We start from the raw sequence: 18,544 nt of genomic DNA, 5'->3' as shown, positions 1-18,544 counted from the left end.
TATTTCACTTGCGCCCTATATTTTTCAGACGGCCTGTAAGCAGTGTTTGGGAAAAGTGAAAAAGGTTGGTTTTTGAAATGGCGAAATAGGGAAGAAGAGGGCTTGAGGGAGAATCGGGCATAAACTAAAAATGGGGACGAATAAAAAGGGCGTGTATCGAAACACGGCCCTTTTTAGAGATTCAGACGGCCTTGTCTTCGTTCTGCTCGCTTTGGTTGAGGATTTTAATCAGTTTCTCGGCTTTTTCCGGGTCTTCGCAGCGCAGGATTTTGGCGGCATCGTTTTCAAGATGGCCGGTGTGGCTGTGCAGGATGATGTTTTTAACCGAAAGCAGGTTGTTGGGATTCATGGAGAATCGGCGCAAGCCCATGCCGAGCAATAGGCGGGTAAAGACGGTATCGCCGGCCATTTCTCCGCAGATGGAGACGCCTTTTTCCATACGGTTGGCGGTGCGGATGATGTGCTGCAGCGTTTTGAGGACGGCAGGGTGGCCGGGTTGGTAGAGGTGGCTGACGCTGTCGTCGCCGCGGTCGACCGACAAGAGGTATTGAATCAGGTCGTTGGTGCCGATAGAGATGAAATCGACGAGCTTGAGGATGCTGCCGACGGTCATGGCGGCGGACGGGATTTCGATCATGCAGCCGATGCTGACCGGGCCGAAGGTTTCGCCGCGTTCGGCGAGTTGGCGTTGGGCCGTGTCCAGATGGATAAGGCATTGGCGCACTTCGGAAATGGACGTAATCATCGGCCACATCATGCGCACGGGGCCGTGGGCGGCGGCGCGGAGGATGGCGCGCATTTGGGTGCGGAACATGACGGGCTCGGCGAGGCACAGGCGGATGCCGGTCAGGCCGAGTGCGGGGTTGAGGCTGCCGTTGGGCGTACTGTTTTGGCCGAACCAGCGCGGATTTTTATCGACACCCAAATCGACGGTGCGGACGGTGATGCTTTTGCCTTTCATCTTTTTCACAATCGCGCTGTACACTTCGTATTGCTCGTCTTCAGACGGCATGGTGTCGCGGTTGAGATAAAGAAATTCGCTGCGGAACAGGCCGACGCCGTCTGCGCCGAAGTTGTGCAGGGCTTTGATGTCTTCGGCGGATTCGATGTTGGCCAAAAGTTCGATGTTGATGCCGTCGGCCGTGGTGGCGGCGGTTTTTTTGATTTTGTTGAGTTCGCGCTTGTGGCTGCGGTATTCGCGGGCAAGGCGGCGGTATTCGTTGAGGACGACTTCGTCGGGATCGATGATGAGGATGCCGTTGATGCCGTCGACGATGACGATTTCGTTTTCGGTGATGAGTTTGCGGGCGTTGTGCAGGCCGATGACGGACGGGATGTCGAGGCTGCGGCCCAAGATGGCGGTATGGCTGGTCGGGCCGCCGGCATCGGTCACGAAGGCGGTAATGTGTTGCTCTTTGAACAATACGGTATCGGCAGGCGAGAGGTCGTGCGCGATGAGGACGGTGTCGTCAAACAGGTTGCCGGCGAGGTTGATTTCGTTGCTTTGGCCGACAAGGTTGTTGTGGATGCGGCGGACGACTTGGAGCATGTCCTGTTTGCGTTCGCGCAGGTAGTCGTCGTCGATGCTGTCAAACTGGGCGGCGAGCTTGTCGCTTTGCAGTTTCAATGCCCATTCGGCGTTGATTTTCTGTTCGCGCAAAATGTCGATGGGTTCGCGCGAGAGGGTGACGTCGGTCAGCAGCATCAGGTGCAGGGAGATGAACGCGCCCAATTCGGTCGGGGCATTTTCGGGAATCGCGCCGCGCAGCTGTTCCAGTTCTTTGCGCGTGGCTTTGATGGCGTTGTCGAAACGGGCAACTTCGGCATCAAGTTTGTCGGGATCAATGTCGTATTGGGGAACTTCCGCCGCGCCGCGCGTGATGAGGTGGGCGTGGCCGATGGCGATGCCTTTGCCTGCGGCCACACCGTGTAGGACGATGCTCATTATTCGCCCTCGCCGAAGTAGTCGTTGATGAGGTCGGTCAACGCCTGCATGGCGGCGGCTTCGTCTGTGCCGTCTGTTTCCAGCTCAATCACGGTGCCTTTGGCGGCGGCCAGCATCATCAGGCCCATGATGCTTTTGCCGTTGACGCGGTTGCCGTTTTTGGTAACCCAGACTTCGCTTTGGAATTGGGAGGCGGTTTGGGTGAATTTGCTGGAGGCGCGCGCGTGCAGGCCGAGTTTGTTGATGATTTCGATTTCTTGTTTGAGCATGGATTTCCCCTAATGGTTGTAAAGTGAATGGTTTCAGACGGCCTTAGCCGTTTTCTTTGCACACCAGGTCTTCGGGTGCGGATGTAATGGCGAAAATGCCCCGGATGGCGGCTTCTTTGACGGTTTCGGTGAAGTCGGAGAGGTTTTCGGCTTGTGATGAGTATTGGATAGCTTTAATCATCATCGGGGCGTTGAGGCCGGTCAGGATGGCGGATTTGTTTTCGCGCACCAGCCGGCGTGCGGCGTTGCACGGGGTGGCGCCGAAGATGTCGGTCATGATCAGTACGCCGCGGTTGTCGGGAAATTCCTGCAAGGCGGCGATGGCGTTGTTGATGATGTCGTTTTGGTCTTCATTGGGCTGAACGCCGAGAATACGGACGTTTTCGGGAAAGCCGTTGGGGAAGAAATGGTGGGTCAGCCCTTGGTAGGCTTCGCCTATGGTTTCGTGCGTGATGATAAGCAGGCCGATCATGATGTGTTCCTAGTGTTGGTTTGAGGCCGTCTGAAAACCTTTCAGACGGCCTTGGTTTTATTTGTTGTTTAAGGCGTAGATTTCGCCGAGGTTGCGCCAGCAGCCGGCGGCATCCATGCCGTAGCCGAAGACGTAGCGGTTGGGCACGTCCAAACCGATATAGTCGGCTTGGGTCGGTTTTTCTTTATCGATCAGCTTGTTGGCAAATACGGCCGCACGGCAGCTTGCCGCGCCCATTTCCAACAGTTTTTCCTGAATGGCGGCCATGGTGTGGCCTTCGTCCAAGATGTCGTCCAAAACGACGACATGACGGCCTTTGATTTGCTCGGGGTCGGGCATGCGTTTCCAGTTGAACGCGCCGCCTGCGAGTTTGTCGCCGTAGCGGGAAACGTGGACGTAGTCAAAGTCCAGAGGGAAGCGCAACAGCGGCAGCAGCTGTCCTGTAAACACCACCGCGCCACCCATCACAGGCAAGAGCAGGGGATATTTGTCGGCCAAGTCGCGGGTAATGTCGTCGGCAACTTTTTGTAAGGCCGCGCGGCATTGTTCTTGGTCAAACAGCAAGTCGGCATTGTCCAGCATGGCTTGGGTTTCAAGGCGTTTGGTTTCTAAGTCGGTCATGATAGGTCGTGTTGGGTACGGTTAAAAACAAATTATATAGCGGATTCAATCAATTTTCGATACAGGCCGCAATGGCGCATGGGAAGGGAGAAAATTGAAACCGAACGCGTTCAGACGGCCTTTTGCCCTTCCGCTTCGTCCACCAGCAAAAATGCAGCCAAAGCCAAAGCGGTCAATACCGCCGTCAACACCATCGCCCGTCCGTAATTGTCCGCACCGGCGCGTCCGAGATAATCGTAAATCAAAGTGGTCAGCGTCTGCCATTCGGGACGCGACAGGAACAATGTGGCCGCAAATTCGCCGATACACGTTGCCGAAGCCAAAGTCAGGCCGCGCCGCAAGGCCGGTTTCAATAAAGGCGCGGTTACATAACAGGCCGTCTGAAAACCGTTTGCGCCCATGGTGCGCGCCGCTGCCGCGTAATCTTTGGGCAAACCGTCCCATGCGGCCAGTACGTCTTTGGCCACAAACGGATACGCCAACAGCGCATAAGTCGCCGTCAGCAGCCACAGCGAAGCCGTCCACTGCGGATAGAGCAGCAATACGCCAAACGCGATGCACACGGGCGACACCATAAACGGCAAAAACATCAGCGCGCGCAACCACGCCATTTGCCGCGCCGCCGCCGCATACAGCACGCCCAAAACCGTCGCCGCCGCCACCGCTGCCGCAGAAAAACGGACGGTGTTCCACGCAGCCGACCACGTTTGCGCTTCCAGCAAAACCGCCCACGAAGAGCCTGCCGCTGCCGCCTTGAGCCACACCGCCGCCAAAGGCAGCAGGCAGCACAGTACCAACATGGCCAATACCGTTGCCGTCAGCCATTTTTCCCAAGCCCGTACCGGCGCGCGCGGAGGCAAAGGTGAGACCGACTTATCCACAGCCACGCGCTTGCTCCAATACGCATACAAACCGCCTGCCGCCGCCGTAGCCGCCAGCACCAACCACACCAACACCGACGCACGCGCCATGTCCAACTCATACGCCACCAGCCGGTAGATTTCCACTTCCACCGTTGCAAAACGTTCGCCGCCGAGCAGTAAGGCCAGTCCGAAGCCTGAAAAACAATATAAAAACACCAGGCACGCGCCGCCGGCGACCCATGCACGCACCACCGGCCATTCGACCCAGACAAACCGCCGCCACGCGTCCGCGCCCAAAGATTGCGCCGACAGCAACCGCGCCTGCGGCACGCGCACAAATCCCTGATACGCCGAGCGCACCAAAACCGGCAGGTTGAAAAACACGTTGCCGTAAATCAGCAGCCACGGCGTGTCCTGCCAACCTGCCGCCAGCATGCCGTGTGCGCCAAACAAGGCCAGCACGCCCATGCCCGCCACCAAAGTCGGCATCACGAAAGGCAGCATCAGCAGACGCAAAACCATACGCCGTCCGGCAAAATCCATCCGCGCCAGCACCCACGCTGCAGGCACGCCCAAAGCTGTAACCAAGACGCAGGTCAAAACTGCCTGCGCCACCGTCCAGCCCAAGCGCAGGCGCATATAGTCATCAGCCACCACTTCCGCCCAAGCACCCTCGCCGTCGTAAAACGCCAGCGACAGCAAAGGCGCGGCCACCATGACCGCCAAGAAACCCAAAGGCAGCAGCAACAGCGCACACCGCCGAATCCAAACCTGCATCGATGCGTACCCGAGAATAAAAACGTCTATTTTAGCCCGAGTTCGGCATAGAAGGTGGTATTCCTACCCTTGTTTTCAGACGGCCTGGGCAGCCTGACGGATAAAACTGATGTTTATTCAAAATTTTCAAACATTTACGAAATGTCTTCAAAAAGGCAACATAATTGGTTGGGCATTTTTGATACAATCCGCCGCTTCAAAAAATCAAATAAATCAAAAACAAGGAAACATTATGACCACTACACGCCCCCAAACCTACGATACCGTCTCGCGCGCATTGCACTGGCTGACCGTACTCGGCTTCATCGGCATCCTGACCACCATCGCCATCTGGACCATTTATGACGGCGAAGAATGGGTCGGCGCACTCTTCGGCGTGCACAAATCCATCGGTTTCATCACGCTGCTGGTGATTATCGTGCGCATTGTTTGGGCCTTGCTCAATGCATCCAAACGTCCTGCCGCCGACAGCTTTGCCGCCAAAGCCGGCCACCTTGCCCTTTACGTCCTCATGCTTGCCGTTCCCGTTATCGGCATGATCCGCCAATACGGTAGCGGCCGCGGCCCTTTGAAAGTATTCGGTGTCCAAGTGATGCAGGGTTCGCCTGAAAAAATCGAATGGATGGCCAACCTCGGCAACATGGCGCACGGCAAACTCGGCTGGCTGCTCTTCGCGCTGGTCGCCGGCCACATCGCCATGGTCGTCGTCCACCGCATTCAAGGCCACGACGTTTTGTACCGCATGGTCGGCCGCCGTCCTTAAGTGTAAAACGGTAAACAGACAAGGCCGTCTGAAAACAGTTTGACCAAGCAAAACTGTTTTCAGACGGCCTTTTTGTATTTGTGTTAATCTGCAAAAGTAGAGTAGGCATTTCGCCTGACTGTTGTCTAAATACTGTAAACCGTACCGAGAAACACCATGACTGCTCCCATCCTCGCCATCACTTCCGGCGAACCGGCCGGCATCGGCCCCGACATCTGCCTTGATTTGGCTTTCGCCGACCTTCCTTGCCGCCCCGTTGTTTTGTGCGATAAAAACCTGTTGGCGCAAAGGGCCGGACAGCTCGGCAAGTCCGTCATCCTGCGTGATTTTCAAGCCCAAGCGGCCGATCCGTTGCCCAAGGGCGAACTCGAAGTCCTGCATATTCCCTTAGCTGCCGAATGTCGGGCGGGCGAACTCAATCCTGCCAATGCCGCGTATGTCCTCCGGCTGCTGGATACGGCGTATCAAGGCATTTCAGACGGCCTGTTTGCCGGTATGGTGACTGCGCCGCTGCATAAAGGCATCATCAACGATGCCCACGCAGGCAACGGCTTTTTCAGCGGCCATACCGAATACCTCGCCGAAAAAAGCCATACCGAACAAGTCGTCATGATGTTGACCGGCGGCGGCCTGCGTGTGGCGCTGGTCACCACCCATCTGCCGCTGAAAGACATTTCCGCCGCCATCACGAAGCCTTTAATCGAGTCGGTTGTCCGCATTCTTGAACACGACCTGCGCCATAAGTTCGGCATAGCCAAGCCGGTCATCCTCGTTACCGGCCTCAATCCCCACGCCGGCGAAGGCGGCCATTTGGGACACGAAGAAATTGACACCATTATTCCGGCGCTTCATGCCCTGCAGGCCGAAGGCATAGACGCACGCGGCCCTTATCCGGCCGATACTGTGTTCCAACCCTTTCTGCTCAAAGATGCCGATGCCGTCCTCGCCATGTATCACGACCAAGGGCTGCCGGTACTCAAATATGCCGGTTTCGGCGAAGGCGTGAATATCACCCTCGGCCTGCCCTTTATCCGTACCTCCGTCGATCATGGCACGGCCTTGAGCTTGGCCGGTACGGGCAAAGCCGATTCCGGCAGCCTGATGACCGCCGTCCGCGCCGCGCTCGATATGGCGCACAATATGCAGAAACAGGCCGTCTGAAGCGTGGAGGTTTGATCGTTTGTCGGCGTAAAGTGTTCCTGTAAGAGCATCATCAGGAAATATTTATCTGCCGATTTGATAAAGCCGATGAGTGTTTGGACAATAATCAGCGTTTTATTGTAAAAACCATATCAAAAGGCCGTCTGAAACCCCGATGTTTAGGGTTTCAGACGGCCTTTGAGTTTTTTGGTTTACCAAATTTCAGACAAAGTTTCTTTGACTTTGGCCTTCACTTCCGCACCGAAGCGGCGGCTGAGCATTTTGCTGAAATCGTCTTGCGGCGTGTAGTTGACCAGCTCGGGGGCTTTGACGACATCGCGGGCGACGCTGTAAATGCTGCCGAAGTCGTCAATCAGGCCGACCTGTTTGGCTTCTTTGCCGGTGTAAATACGGCCGCTGAAAACGTCGGGATACTGTTTGTCTTTCAACCTTGCACCGCGGCCGAGTTTGACGGCTTTGATGAATTCTTGGTGGATATCGCCCAACATGCTTTCCCAAATTTGGGTTTGTGCCGGGGTTTCAGGCGTGAAAGGGTCGCCCATGCCTTTGTTGCTGCCGGCGGTTTTCAGACGGCGTTTGACACCGGCTTTGTCCATCAGGCCGGTAAAGTCGAAACCGCCGCCGATCACGCCGATGCTGCCAACGATGCTGGAAGGGTCGGCGTAGATTTTGTCGGCTGCGGCGGCAATGTAGTAGCAGCCGGAAGCGCACATGTCTTCGGCAACGAGGTAAACGGGGATGTCTTTGTGTTCGGCCTTGAGGCGGCGGACTTCGTTAAAGGCTGTGTTGGATACGACAGGCGAACCGCCGGGGCTGTTGGCGCGGATGATGATGGCCTTGGCGTTGCCGTTTTCGTAGGCGGCTTCCATGCTGTCACGCAGGATTTGAACTTGGTCGTCGATGTCGTTGCCGATTTCGCCGGTCAGGTCGATAACGGCGGTGTGTTCGCTGCGGGCTTGGACCGACGTGGTTTTTCCTTCTTCTTCTGCAAGGCCGAAAATCAGGCTGAGGAAGATGAGGACGGCGACGCCGCGCCAGATATTGCGCCAAATGCGGGCGCGGCGTTGTTCTTGGTAGGCGGCGAGGAGGACTTCGCGCAGGGTGTTGCGCTCCCAGTTGTCAACGGGGGTGGAGGCGGAAGAGGGTGTGTTTTGGGCATTGCCTTCACGGTGGATTCGGTATTGCATGATGTGATGTGCTTTCGTGCAGGCCGTCTGAATGTTCAGACGGCCTTATCGGTTTTAGTTGATGGAATAGCCGCGCAGGTATTGCGTGCGTTCGCGGGTCATGCGGGTTTCACACTGCAGGCGCAGGTATTCTGCTTGTGCGGCATTGTCTGCGGACGCGGCGGCTTGTTGGCAGTTGAGTTTTTTGCTTTGAATCCAGGCGCGTTGCTCGCCGAGGATTTGTTGTTTGACGTCGCTGTCCATGCCGCCCCAGAGGTCGTTGATCTCGCCGTCCGCCTGACGGTTTTGCGCGCGCGCGTTGTCAAGTTCGCTTTGGCTGAGGCCGGGCGGCTCGTTGCGTTGGGTTTCATGGTCGGGGCGCAGGACTTCGTAATCTGAATCGTCGCCGTCATCGGTCAGGCCGGCAGCCTGGCTGGCGGCGTTGTTTTCAAGGATGTCTTGCGGATTGGGGGTGGGCGGTTCTTCCGTGTTTTGGTTTTGCAGCAGTTTGATGGCCTGCTCTTTGGACACGGGTTTGCCGTCTATCATGACGATGCTTTTCACGCCGTAGGGCAGCAGGGTGGCGGAAAGGGTTTGGGCGGTGGAACTCAGGGTATTGTCTTCGAAAATCGGTTTGCCGTCTTTGTCGGGGGTGTAGAGCAGGGTGGTGCTGAACGTGTTGTTTTCAAAGGTCAGGTTGCTGCCCATCAGTTTTTGTTCGAGTATGTCGGCCAACGGGGTGCTGCCGTAAATCAGCGGACTGTTGTCTATGGCTGTTTTGAGGATGGTGTCGGGAATGCGGATTTTGAGGTTGGCGCGGCAGATGGCTTTGCCGTCGTCTTCGGTTTCTTTGGGGTCTTCAAGCAGGGTTTCTAATTCGAGGCCGGCGGCGATGATTTTATCGGCGTCGACGAATTGGCGGTTGTCATTGCGGGCGAAGGAGCGCGCTTGTTGTTTGAGGGTGTCTTCGATGGTGGTACGGATGTTTTGCAGTGTGGCCGGTTGGGCGCAATCAAGTGCGGCTTTGGGCTCTTCTTTGCTGCATGCGGCAAGCAGAATCGTGCTTAAAATCAATACGGAAGCGGTTTTTTTGTACATAGGTACTCCTGAAGGTGACGGCCTTTCAGACGGCCTGACGTGCCTATCATAGCAAAAGCACTTGCAGCAAGTAAATGCGGCAAGTGCTTTTCTATGTCGGACGTATCAGCCTTTGATGACGCTGACGAAGCCGGAGAGGATGGCGGCGTTGAGCAGGTCAACGAAGAACGCACCCACCATAGGCACAATCAGGAAGGCTTTGTGCGAAGGGCCGAAAGTTTGGGTAATGGACTGCATATTGGCAACGGCAGTCGGGGTGGCGCCCAAACCGAAACCGCAGTGGCCGGCTGCCAAGACGGCGGAGTCGTAGTCGCGGCCCATGAAGACGTAGGTAACGAAGGTTGCGTACAAAATCATGACGACGGTTTGTACGGCCAGGATGATGGTTACCGGGCCTGCCAGACCGGTCAATTCCCACAGTTTCAGGTTCAGAAGGGCCATGGCGAGGAAGAGCGACAGGGAGGCGTTACCGAATACGTCGATGGCGCGGTCGAACATATTGACTTTGAAGGTTGCAGTCAGGACGTTGCGGATGACTACGCCGGCAAACAGACACCATACGAATTTAGGCAGGTCGAAGAAGGCTTTGTCGTAGCCGTCGACGATTTCGGCAAAAGCCAAACATGCGGCAAACATCGCGAGCGTTTCGACAGCGGAGTCAGCCGTAATCAGACGGGTACGTTGTGCTTTTTCGAAGACGTCGTCGGTTTGGTCGTTGTCAACTGGTTTTTTGTTTGTTTCCAGAGGTTTGCGACCCATTTTGTTGATCAGGCGACGGGCAACGGGACCGCCGATCAGGCCGCCGAATACCAGGCCGAAGGTGGCGGAAGCCATACCCAAGCCGGTTGCGCCGGTCAGGCCGAATTTGCTTTCAAAGTCAGGACCCCATGCGCCGGCGGTACCGTGACCACCGGTCAGGGTAATCGAACCGGTAATCAGGCCAATCAGTGGATCCAGATTCAATGCTGTTGCCAAACCGACACCGACGAAGTTTTGGACGATGATGAATGCACCCACCACGGCGGTAAAGATAACCAAAGGCAAACCGCCTGCTTTCAAACGGGAGAAGTCGGCGCTCAAACCGATGGATGTAAAGAAGATAAGCATGAACGCATCTTGCAGCGGTTTTTCAAATTTGAAGCTGACGCCGTAGGCTTCGTGCATGGCGAACAGGACGATAGCGGCAACCAGACCGCCGGCGACCGGCTCGGGAATATTGAAGTCTCGTAAGAATTTGATTTTTTGAACCAGAAATTTACCAACCAGCAACACGAGCGTGGCGGCAATCAGTGTGTAATAACTGTTGAATTCCCATTCCATGTTGTTTCACCTCCTAGAAATGTTTTTCCGAGTATCCGTTTCTTTCCGGATGTAGTGTGTTTCAACGCTTGGCGTTATCCGCCGAGTGTCATGGTATTGATGCGCGGACAAGGTGTTTCCGGAAAGAAATGAAAACGATGGCTTGTCCGTGAAAAATAACTGGCAAATATTAGGGGAATAGTTAAAGATTGTCAAAAAATGCGTGTGTAAATCTTTTCAGACGGCCTTTTCCCCGATGGCATGATGCGCTTCGCGGCGCCATTGTTCTAAGAGGGATGTTAATAACCCGGCCGAGGTATGCCCGTTGCCGATGGCGGCCTGCAGCCAGTAGCAGGCAGTCGGAACATGGCAGCTTACACCTTGCCCGTGATAGTAGAAACAGGCGAGGTGGTATTGGGCGGAAGGGTGGTTTTGTTCGGCAGCGATGGCGTACCAGTGGGCGGCTGCACGAGGGTCTTGCGCCGTACCGAGGCCGTAATGGTAGATGCGGCCTAAGGCCGCCGCCGCATTTTTATGATGGAACTCGGCCGCTTCCATGTAATTTTTGCGCGCGGCATTGTAGTCGGCAGGACGGCCGATGGCGCGGGCTTGTGCTTCCGCCAAACGGTATGCAGTCTCGGTTTGTTGCTGTTGCAGGGCGGCTGTTTTGATTTGTTCGTATTGTTGCGGATGGTACAGCGCGGCATCGCTGATGAGTTTTTGTGCGGCGGCGGCAGAACCCAGCGCGGCGGCACGGTGGTAGTAATCATGTGCGACATGGTTGTCGGCTTTGATGCCGAGGCCGTAGCGGTAGAGGTCGCCCATGATTTTCAAGGCTTCGGGATGGTTTTTCTCGGCGGCGGCTTTGGCGTAGCGTGCCGCTTGGAACGGGTCTCGTTCGGAAAGTTCTCCGGTCAGGGCGTATTGTGCCAGCTTGGTTTGAGCTTCCGCTTGTTCCTTGTCGGCGGCACGATGATACCATTCCAAGGCTTCGGGTCGGCGTTGGGCGGCAAGAAGGTCGGCCAGCAGGGTTTGTGCGGCGATGTGGCCGGCTTGCGCGGCTTGTTCGAGGTATTGTTCGGCTTGTGCGTGGTCGGGGCTGATGCCTGTGCCGTAGAAGTAGATTTGACCGAGTTGCCAACAGGCGGCAGTCACGCCGAGGGCGGCCGCTTTTTCGTATTGTTCGACGGCTGTCGCAACGTCGCCTTGGCGTTGATGATGGCGCGCCAGATGGTAATACGCGGGCGCGGCATATCGGGCGGCAGCAAGCTCCGCCCAGTAGAGGGATTGTGGGTCGTTACGTTGCGCGTGGTAACGCATGAGGATTAATTGGGCTTCAGGGTGTCCCTGCTCACCCAGCCAGGCATAGTCGTTAAGAAGCTGTCCGGTCGGGGTGCCGTTGTGTTCGCGCTGTTGCAGCAGGGAGAAGAGCGCTTTGGGATGGCGTTGGGCCGCGGCGGCTTCCAACCATGAAAGTGCCTGTTCCGGTTGGCCGTTTTGTAGCAGATGGTTGCCCAATACGAAAGCAGCTTCCGCATAACCTTGCTCTGCCGCCTGTTGCAACAGGGGCAGGGCTTGGGCGGTATGGGATTGTTCCAAAAGGGCGGCGGCTTGCCGGTAGAGGATTTCAGGAGCGGCGGTCATGGTTTGCGGGCGGATAAAGTGGAAGACGGGTGCTGCGGCATATAGACGGCGATGCCGGTCGATGGCTTTGTAAAAAAATAGGGTTCGGCACAGTTTTTCAGTTGCCTTAGCGGCCTGCCTTTAAAGATGTTTGGCTTGTTGTATTATTTTCCTGGGGAAACATCTCTATTCAGTACGTTACAAAGCTTTCGGCTTGAGTCGGCATGCGTTCATGACAGCTTGGTCATTATACTGTTTTTGTAATTTATTGTTAATGATAAATGCGGTTTTTTATGGTTTGTTTACATGACGGCGGCTGGGATGTTGATTGTTTCAGGCCGTCTGAAATGTTTTTCAGACGGCCTGAATTATTTTTGCTAAGTCAGGTTGTCGGAGTGGAAGAGTCGGAGGTTTTTTTGTCGGGGAAAAACACCTGGCTGTAGAAGTTGCCGTTAATTTGGGTTACGTTGAGGTGGTACATACGGTAGGCATGGAACAGGTCGCTGTCAGGCGGTGTCGGATGATTCCAAAATTCTGCCAAGGTATTTTGGTCGGTTATGCCGGGAATGTCGTAATGGGCGCGGCCGAGGACTTTGACAGGCATGTTGTGGATCAAGCCGGACAGGCCGCTGGTGCTGTTGATGGTAACCATGCCGAGGCCGTGGCGCAGGAAAACGGGCAGGGGGACATCATGGACGTAAGTGATACGGCCTTTGAGTTTGGGGTGTTTTTTGATAAAGCGTTTGATGTCGCGCGAGTAGTCGATAAAGCCGCGGTCCATCGGATGATGCTTGATGATGAGGTTGGTATCGGCAGGCGCGTGCGCGGCAAAGGAGGCCAAAACATGGAGCAGGAAGCTGCGGACGCTGGAAAAGTCGCAATGGATGCGGACTTGGCTGTCGTTGAATACCTGCAAGGGAACAATAAAAAACTTGCCGTATTTGCCCGCCTCCACGCGTTTGGCGATTTGGATGTCTTCAATATAGTAGTTCAAACGCTTGAGGATGGAGATTGACCACAGTTTGAGGTAATGGCCGGCATTGGATGCGCGGTGGTGGATGTAGTTCGGGTACTTGTTCGGGTTGCGGAACAATTCGATATAGTAACGGACGGCGTTTTTGGCCATAGGCGTAAACCCGCCGCGTACCGGTGTCGGCGCTTTGTATTCTTGTTGGGCCAGCTTGGGGAATTGTTCCAGAAAAAAGTCGGTACGGCGCGGCAACGGAGAAAATGCGTTGACGCCGTCTTTTTCTAATGTGATGTAGTAGGGGCGGAAATAGCCTTCTTCAAATGCCCAGAAACTGGCTTGGTTTTCGTTTGCAATGCGTTTTGCAATGACGTGATAAGGGCGTGTGTCGCCAAAGCAGACAACGGCTTGGATGTGATGTTGAACGATGTATTTTTGCAAAAATTCGGGAAAGGCATCGTAGCTGTCGTTAAACGCAACGGTATGCGCTTGAGTGGGCGGATAAAAATAGTCGTCGCCTGCATTAAAGTTGAATTTATGCACGGTTTTGCCGTTTGCGGTCAGCCAGCCGGCGAGGCGCTGAAAAAAATCGCCGACAGGGCCTTGAAGCAGCAGGATGTTTTCTGCGCTTTCAAGTAAGTTTTGCAGGTTGTTTGGGAGGACGGGCTGTTTCATGTCGCAATGTGATTTTGTTTTTTGTGTAATAGTTTTGGGTTGAACTTTTAAGCATACGCCAAGCGTATTAACGATGCAAAAGCAATGATGCCGCAATTGAAGCCGGTTTATGACGTATTGTTAATTTTGATGGCATTTATTTAAAAGATCGATATAGTTGTTTGATTTTACCTAATTTTTTGGCAAAGTACCCGCGATGTAATCCGTTGTTGTTTTTTTGCATATTTTTTTGTCGTATCAGGATTTGGGCAGCGGTTTCCGCATTGATGGCCTGATGGGTTTCGGGATGGATGTAGTCGGGGTAGTGGATGAGCGTGCCGGCGATCAGCTGCCAAAGTTCAAGCCTGCGGCTGCGGCGCGGAATAGGGAGCAGATCTTGGGTAAGCCCCCAGCCTGCGTAAAAAGGCAGGCCGTAGCAGCTGATTTTTTTGCCGCGCAACAAGGCTTCAAAACCGGTCAGCGAAGTCATGGTGTGAACTTCGTCTGCGTGTTGGAGACAAGTCAGGATGTCGGCCTGTTCGGCGGTTTGGTCGGCATATCGTGCCGTATCTTCAGGGGAGATATGGCCGATACGGTTACCGCTGACTACATCGGGATGCGGTTTGTAGATGATATAGGCGTCGGGGTTTCGTTCGCGTACGGTACGGAGCAAATCCAGATTGCGGTAGATTTTGGGCGAACCGTAGCGGATAGACGCATCGTTTTCAACCTGACCGGGAACGAGGATTACGGTTTTGTCGGTTGATGGGGCGGTAAAGTCCGAGCTGCCGACGTTGTATTTGCTGATGTGGTTTTCGGTCAGCATTTTTTGCAGCTTCAAGGCCGTCTGAAAGTCTTGATTGTCGAAGTCTTGGTTTTGCAGGATATGTTCAAGACGGGACGGGGTTTCGGCGTTGAAATAAATGCCCATATCGTCGGTAACGAGCGACAGCGGTGGGACTAAATTAGAACCAAGCCCGACCGAACGGATAAAGCCGTCTTCCATGCGCAACAGGGGGATGTGGTGTTGTTCGGCAAAACGGACGATGGCCTCTTTGCCGTTGCCCCAGGCGAGGATGCGTGCATCGTCGGATAGTTTGACCCCGGCCAGTTTTTGGGTGGAGGAGATAAATTTCAGACGGCATGAGGGTACGTTAAAGAACGGTTTGGCAACTGCGCGTTTCCACAAAGACATGCCGACGCAATACAACTCGCCACGCAATTTGTCGTTTTTGCGTTTGACCGTCGCCAGATAGTCGATGACATCAAAGAGGCTACCTGCTTCGCCGGTATTGGGGTTGAGGTAGCGGCTGTATTGCAGATAGGCCGCGGCGAAGAGCTGCAGCAAGTTGCGGGGGGTGCGGCGTTGGGTTTGAACAAGGCTGTCGATTTGTGGGTGGCGGTCGTCGCTCACTCCCCATCCGGCGTACCACGGCAGACCGAAAGTGGTCAGCGGTTTGCCGCACAAAAGCGCCTCAAAACCCATTTGCGAGGTAACGCAATAAACTTTATCGACGTTTTGCAACAAAGAAATCGGATTGATGTCTTCTGCCAGAAGATGGACGCGGTGTTGCTGCACCAGCCGGGTTAGATAGCCTTGTTTTTTGCCGCACAAAACATCGGGATGGGTTTTAACCCAAATATCGGCTTGCGGGTTTTCATTCAAGGCCGTCTGAAACATCAATTCAAACGTAGAGGCGTCTGCGCCGCCATACTGGATGGCCATATCGCCGAAGGTTTGGTCGATGATGAGGACGGTTTCGGGCTTGGATGGGGAACGCAAAGGATGATCGTCTGAAAGTTCGGGCGCGTGGTTGTATTTGGACAGGTGGTGTTGCAGGATGAAATCCATCGCCTGCTGCGCTTGAGCCAAGGTTTCAGACGACATAGTATCGGCAGCGAGAATCAGTTGTTCCAAACGCGAAGGACGCGTGGTGTCGTAGTAGATACCGATGTCGTCATAGACGATGGAGTAGGGCGGATAACCGGAGACGCCCAGTCCGACTGAACGTAAAAAGCCGTCTTCAAGATTGAGCAGGGGCAATCTTAAGATATGTGCTAATTTTCTGCGTTTGGGATGTTTCTTGCCCCAAAATAATGCGGTCTTATCCGTTGAAATTTTATCTAAAAATTTGGTTAGCAAGAGACGTTGTCTAAATAGGCCGAATGTTGAAAAAATCATTTTAAATTATTATGTTATCTATCAAATGTCATTAATGTAAGAATTTATTCTGCCTCTATTTCAAAGTAAGTGTCCATAAAATTTCGGAAATGTAGGGCATAGTTTTTATCCGCATTATTACTGCTTGAATCGTTAATGCAGAAGGAGTGGGGCATATGAAGGTATTTCTTCTTGAATAACAATTTCTTATATTGAGTCTGGGCGTGTGAACTGCGTATATTGAAATAGTAGCAAATTTCACGTTTCGGTGTGGCATATCCGTCAAGGTACATCAACCAAGGTACTAAAAAACTGGCCATATTAAGTTCAGAATTATGGCGTACCTTGTTATTTAGAAAAGAATTTATTTCATCTTCAAATAATGACCATGCTTTTTGAAAGGATGTTTTTCGTAGTGGAACGTAAGTATGTACTAGCGGTGTATTGATATTAATTGTCGGATAATGTCTTTTTAAGAGCTTTAATGCGTGTTCTGATGCGGTCAATGTCGGTGTGATTAGACCCCGTTGACGCATTTTTTGAAAACTTTTATTGGCAACAAATAGGGAAGCCAAGCCATTATTTTCAAAAAAGTGGTTAGGTGTCAGTGGTCTTGCAACGAAAACATCATCATTGAAATAAATAAAATGTTCACTTAAATCTGGAATTTTATATAAGTTTGCTTCAATGACGTGGGAATTGAACGTTGGTAAGTATTTGGCGTCAATAATTTGCGAATGATTGATTAATTTAATTTTAGAATGGGTGTTTTCATCTAACCATTTGGGTTTTTGATCCGCCGTTACAATAAAAATATTGCGGACCCACGGCATAAACTTCTGTACGGCCTGTACTGAATAAAAAAGTTCATTATGGTTGGAAAAGCGGGCAGGGTCGGTCGCATACAGGCCGATATCTTTCTGATCAATGGGCTGCAGGGTACGGTAATACTGTTCTTGCCATGCTTTATCGGTATTATCGACCCAAGTAAAAACAACATCGATGGGAAAGTTTGGCAAAACGTTTTCTGTGAGCGATGCAAGATTGGCATCTGCATTGATCAGAGTAAATTCTTCAGTTTCAGGAATAGGCTGTTCTACATTATAAGGAGGAAAGCGTTTATTTAGAAAATCCCTAAAGAAAATATGGGGCTCTCTAAAAAATTTTCTAATTTTATTTAAATTCATTTGAAACTTTCTAATACTACAAAATAGAAACAGTTGATTCTGTTATGTTTTGAAGTCATTCAAACGTGACGGCTTCGGCCAATACTTTGCCTGCCAAGTCTTTAGGCGACAGGTTCGGCTCACCTTGCAGCGGCCAGTCGATACCGACGGTCGGATCATTCCAAATCAGCGAGTGTTCGGCTTTGGGATTGTAATAATCCGTGCATTTATAGACGAACTCGGCTTCGTCACTCAGTACATAGAAGCCGTGAGCGAAACCTTCGGGTACCCACAGTTGGCGTTTGTTTTCTGCGGACAAGATCTCGCCTACCCATTTGCCGAACGTGGGGGAGTCTTTACGCATATCGACGGCTACGTCGAATACTTCGCCGACAACCACGCGCACGAGTTTGCCTTGTGTGTTTTCAGTTTGATAGTGCAGGCCGCGCAATACGCCTTTGCTGGATTTGGAGTGGTTTTCTTGCACGAAGGTGCGGTCGCAGACTTGGGTTTTGAACCACTCGTCGCGGAAGGTTTCCATAAAAAAGCCGCGCGCGTCGCCGAAGACTTGCGGCTCAAGCAGTTTTACGTCAGGAATGGCGGTATCAATGATGTTCATCGTTTTATCTTTCATCTAAAGGCCGTCTGAAAAGTTTCAGACGGCCTCAAACATTATTTTTTCAACAGGCGCAGCAAATATTGGCCGTATTGGTTTTTCGCCATCGGGCGTGCAAGCTCTTCCAGTTTTTCATCGGAAAGCCAACCGTTGCGCCAAGCGATTTCTTCCAGGCAGGCGATTTGCAGGTCTTGGATGTTTTGCACGGTTTGGACGAATGAAGCGGCTTCGTGCAGGCTCTCGTGGGTGCCGGTGTCCAACCATGCGAAACCGCGTCCCAAAAGTTGTACCGACAATGAACCGTCTTCCAAATACATTTGGTTGAGATCGGAAATTTCCAATTCGCCGCGGGCGGACGGTTTGATTTGTTTGGCGAACTCGACGACGCGTTGGTCGTAGAAGTACAAGCCGGTTACCGCCCAATCGGATTTGGGCTGTTGCGGTTTCTCTTCGATAGACAGAGCGTTGAAGTTTTCGTCAAATTCGACTACGCCGAAACGCTCGGGGTCTTTGACCTGATAACCGAATACGGTTGCGCCGTGGGTCTTGGCGGCGGCCTGTTTCAATGTTTGCGTAAACGATTGGCCGTAGAAAATATTATCGCCCAAAACCAAGCAGACATTGTCGTTGCCGATAAATTCTTCACCGATGATAAATGCCTGTGCCAAGCCGTCCGGACTGGGTTGCACGGCATAACTGATGGAAATACCGAAATCGCTGCCGTCGCCGAGCAGACGTTTGAAAGAGGCGTTGTCTTTGGGCGTGGTAATCACCAAAATATCGCGGATTCCTGCCAGCATCAATACGGACAGGGGATAGTAAATCATGGGCTTGTCGTACACGGGCAGCAGCTGTTTGGATACGCCGCGCGTGATGGGGTAGAGGCGTGTGCCGCTGCCGCCGGCAAGGATGATGCCTTTCAT

General features: G+C 53.2%; 16 protein-coding genes. 2 read left to right on the top strand and 14 right to left on the bottom strand.

The features are described from left to right. Positions 1–181: 181 nt before the first annotated feature. From ptsP to RRV97_RS08865, 5 genes are all read right to left on the bottom strand, one after another. Positions 182–1,945, bottom strand: a complete 1,764-nt coding sequence (ptsP, locus tag RRV97_RS08885; RefSeq protein WP_315611318.1) for a phosphoenolpyruvate--protein phosphotransferase — start codon at positions 1,943–1,945, stop codon at positions 182–184. Next, on the bottom strand, positions 1,945–2,214 hold the full coding sequence (locus RRV97_RS08880) for an HPr family phosphocarrier protein (RefSeq protein WP_188212848.1): 270 nt from the start codon (positions 2,212–2,214) through the stop codon (positions 1,945–1,947). Before RRV97_RS08880 ends, ptsP begins: the two co-directional genes overlap by 1 nt. A gap of 43 nt (positions 2,215–2,257) precedes the next feature. After that, positions 2,258–2,686, bottom strand: coding sequence for a PTS sugar transporter subunit IIA (locus RRV97_RS08875; RefSeq protein WP_003747942.1), 429 nt, complete (start codon positions 2,684–2,686; stop codon positions 2,258–2,260). Between the two features lie 57 nt (positions 2,687–2,743). Beyond that, positions 2,744–3,307 carry a hypoxanthine-guanine phosphoribosyltransferase gene (locus tag RRV97_RS08870; RefSeq protein WP_003747943.1) on the bottom strand — a complete coding sequence of 188 codons (564 nt, stop codon included), beginning with the start codon at positions 3,305–3,307 and terminating at the stop codon, positions 2,744–2,746. Between the two features lie 110 nt (positions 3,308–3,417). After that, positions 3,418–4,947 carry an iron ABC transporter permease gene (locus RRV97_RS08865; protein WP_315611317.1) on the bottom strand — a complete coding sequence of 510 codons (1,530 nt, stop codon included), beginning with the start codon at positions 4,945–4,947 and terminating at the stop codon, positions 3,418–3,420. A 232-nt stretch (positions 4,948–5,179) separates the two neighbouring features. Here RRV97_RS08865 and RRV97_RS08860 point away from each other — a divergent pair, with 232 nt between their 5' ends. Continuing rightward, positions 5,180–5,710: a cytochrome b gene (locus tag RRV97_RS08860; protein WP_315611316.1), complete on the top strand. Its 531-nt coding sequence runs from the start codon at positions 5,180–5,182 to the stop codon at positions 5,708–5,710. Positions 5,711–5,866: 156 nt separating this feature from the next. Then, positions 5,867–6,871, top strand: a complete 1,005-nt coding sequence (gene pdxA / locus RRV97_RS08855; protein WP_063076560.1) for a 4-hydroxythreonine-4-phosphate dehydrogenase PdxA — start codon at positions 5,867–5,869, stop codon at positions 6,869–6,871. Between the two features lie 191 nt (positions 6,872–7,062). Here pdxA and RRV97_RS08850 read toward each other — a convergent pair whose 3' ends face one another. From RRV97_RS08850 to rfbA, 9 genes are all read right to left on the bottom strand, one after another. Then, positions 7,063–8,058 carry a S49 family peptidase gene (locus RRV97_RS08850; protein WP_315611315.1) on the bottom strand — a complete coding sequence of 332 codons (996 nt, stop codon included), beginning with the start codon at positions 8,056–8,058 and terminating at the stop codon, positions 7,063–7,065. 54 nt (positions 8,059–8,112) lie between these two features. Then, positions 8,113–9,135, bottom strand: coding sequence for a lysozyme inhibitor LprI family protein (locus RRV97_RS08845; RefSeq protein ID WP_315611314.1), 1,023 nt, complete (start codon positions 9,133–9,135; stop codon positions 8,113–8,115). A 105-nt stretch (positions 9,136–9,240) separates the two neighbouring features. Next, a complete protein-coding gene (gltS, locus tag RRV97_RS08840; RefSeq protein WP_315611313.1) occupies positions 9,241–10,455 on the bottom strand; it encodes a sodium/glutamate symporter in 1,215 nt (404 codons plus the stop codon). 216 nt (positions 10,456–10,671) lie between these two features. Continuing rightward, positions 10,672–12,078, bottom strand: a complete 1,407-nt coding sequence (locus RRV97_RS08835; protein ID WP_315611312.1) for a tetratricopeptide repeat protein — start codon at positions 12,076–12,078, stop codon at positions 10,672–10,674. A 361-nt stretch (positions 12,079–12,439) separates the two neighbouring features. Continuing rightward, entirely contained in the window at positions 12,440–13,699 is a 1,260-nt protein-coding gene (locus RRV97_RS08830; RefSeq protein WP_315611311.1) for a capsule biosynthesis protein, read from the bottom strand. A 136-nt stretch (positions 13,700–13,835) separates the two neighbouring features. Beyond that, positions 13,836–15,860 (bottom strand): capsular polysaccharide biosynthesis protein, encoded by a 2,025-nt coding sequence (locus tag RRV97_RS08825; RefSeq protein WP_315611310.1) that lies wholly within the window; start codon positions 15,858–15,860, stop codon positions 13,836–13,838. 44 nt (positions 15,861–15,904) lie between these two features. After that, entirely contained in the window at positions 15,905–17,026 is a 1,122-nt protein-coding gene (locus tag RRV97_RS08820) for a stealth family protein (RefSeq protein ID WP_315611309.1), read from the bottom strand. A gap of 55 nt (positions 17,027–17,081) precedes the next feature. Continuing rightward, complete coding sequence (rfbC, locus tag RRV97_RS08815) at positions 17,082–17,624, bottom strand: dTDP-4-dehydrorhamnose 3,5-epimerase (RefSeq protein ID WP_254343201.1); 543 nt, start codon at positions 17,622–17,624, stop codon at positions 17,082–17,084. Between the two features lie 53 nt (positions 17,625–17,677). Next, the gene (gene rfbA / locus RRV97_RS08810) at positions 17,678–18,544 is read right to left on the bottom strand and encodes a glucose-1-phosphate thymidylyltransferase RfbA (RefSeq protein WP_315611308.1); all 867 of its coding nucleotides are present in this window, start codon (positions 18,542–18,544) and stop codon (positions 17,678–17,680) included.

This window comes from Neisseria sp. DTU_2021_1001991_1_SI_NGA_ILE_055, assembly GCF_032342915.1.
In the GTDB taxonomy this organism is placed as follows: domain Bacteria; phylum Pseudomonadota; class Gammaproteobacteria; order Burkholderiales; family Neisseriaceae; genus Neisseria.
Note: the sequence above shows the minus strand (reverse complement) of the source record. Positions and strands in the feature narration are given on the sequence as shown.

Bases quoted from the DNA above. Each gene is read 5' to 3' on its own strand.
- ptsP (WP_315611318.1), bottom strand. From the start codon at position 1,945: ATGAGCATCGTCCTACACGGTGTGGCCGCAGGCAAAGGCATCGCCATC.
- RRV97_RS08880 (WP_188212848.1), bottom strand. From the start codon at position 2,214: ATGCTCAAACAAGAAATCGAAATCATCAACAAACTCGGCCTGCACGCG.
- RRV97_RS08875 (WP_003747942.1), bottom strand. From the start codon at position 2,686: ATGATCGGCCTGCTTATCATCACGCACGAAACCATAGGCGAAGCCTAC.
- RRV97_RS08870 (WP_003747943.1), bottom strand. From the start codon at position 3,307: ATGACCGACTTAGAAACCAAACGCCTTGAAACCCAAGCCATGCTGGAC.
- RRV97_RS08865 (WP_315611317.1), bottom strand. From the start codon at position 4,947: ATGCAGGTTTGGATTCGGCGGTGTGCGCTGTTGCTGCTGCCTTTGGGT.
- RRV97_RS08860 (WP_315611316.1), top strand. From the start codon at position 5,180: ATGACCACTACACGCCCCCAAACCTACGATACCGTCTCGCGCGCATTG.
- pdxA (WP_063076560.1), top strand. From the start codon at position 5,867: ATGACTGCTCCCATCCTCGCCATCACTTCCGGCGAACCGGCCGGCATC.
- RRV97_RS08850 (WP_315611315.1), bottom strand. From the start codon at position 8,058: ATGCAATACCGAATCCACCGTGAAGGCAATGCCCAAAACACACCCTCT.
- RRV97_RS08845 (WP_315611314.1), bottom strand. From the start codon at position 9,135: ATGTACAAAAAAACCGCTTCCGTATTGATTTTAAGCACGATTCTGCTT.
- gltS (WP_315611313.1), bottom strand. From the start codon at position 10,455: ATGGAATGGGAATTCAACAGTTATTACACACTGATTGCCGCCACGCTC.
- RRV97_RS08835 (WP_315611312.1), bottom strand. From the start codon at position 12,078: ATGACCGCCGCTCCTGAAATCCTCTACCGGCAAGCCGCCGCCCTTTTG.
- RRV97_RS08830 (WP_315611311.1), bottom strand. From the start codon at position 13,699: ATGAAACAGCCCGTCCTCCCAAACAACCTGCAAAACTTACTTGAAAGC.
- RRV97_RS08825 (WP_315611310.1), bottom strand. From the start codon at position 15,860: ATGATTTTTTCAACATTCGGCCTATTTAGACAACGTCTCTTGCTAACC.
- RRV97_RS08820 (WP_315611309.1), bottom strand. From the start codon at position 17,026: ATGAATTTAAATAAAATTAGAAAATTTTTTAGAGAGCCCCATATTTTC.
- rfbC (WP_254343201.1), bottom strand. From the start codon at position 17,624: ATGAACATCATTGATACCGCCATTCCTGACGTAAAACTGCTTGAGCCG.
- rfbA (WP_315611308.1), bottom strand. From the start codon at position 18,544: ATGAAAGGCATCATCCTTGCCGGCGGCAGCGGCACACGCCTCTACCCC.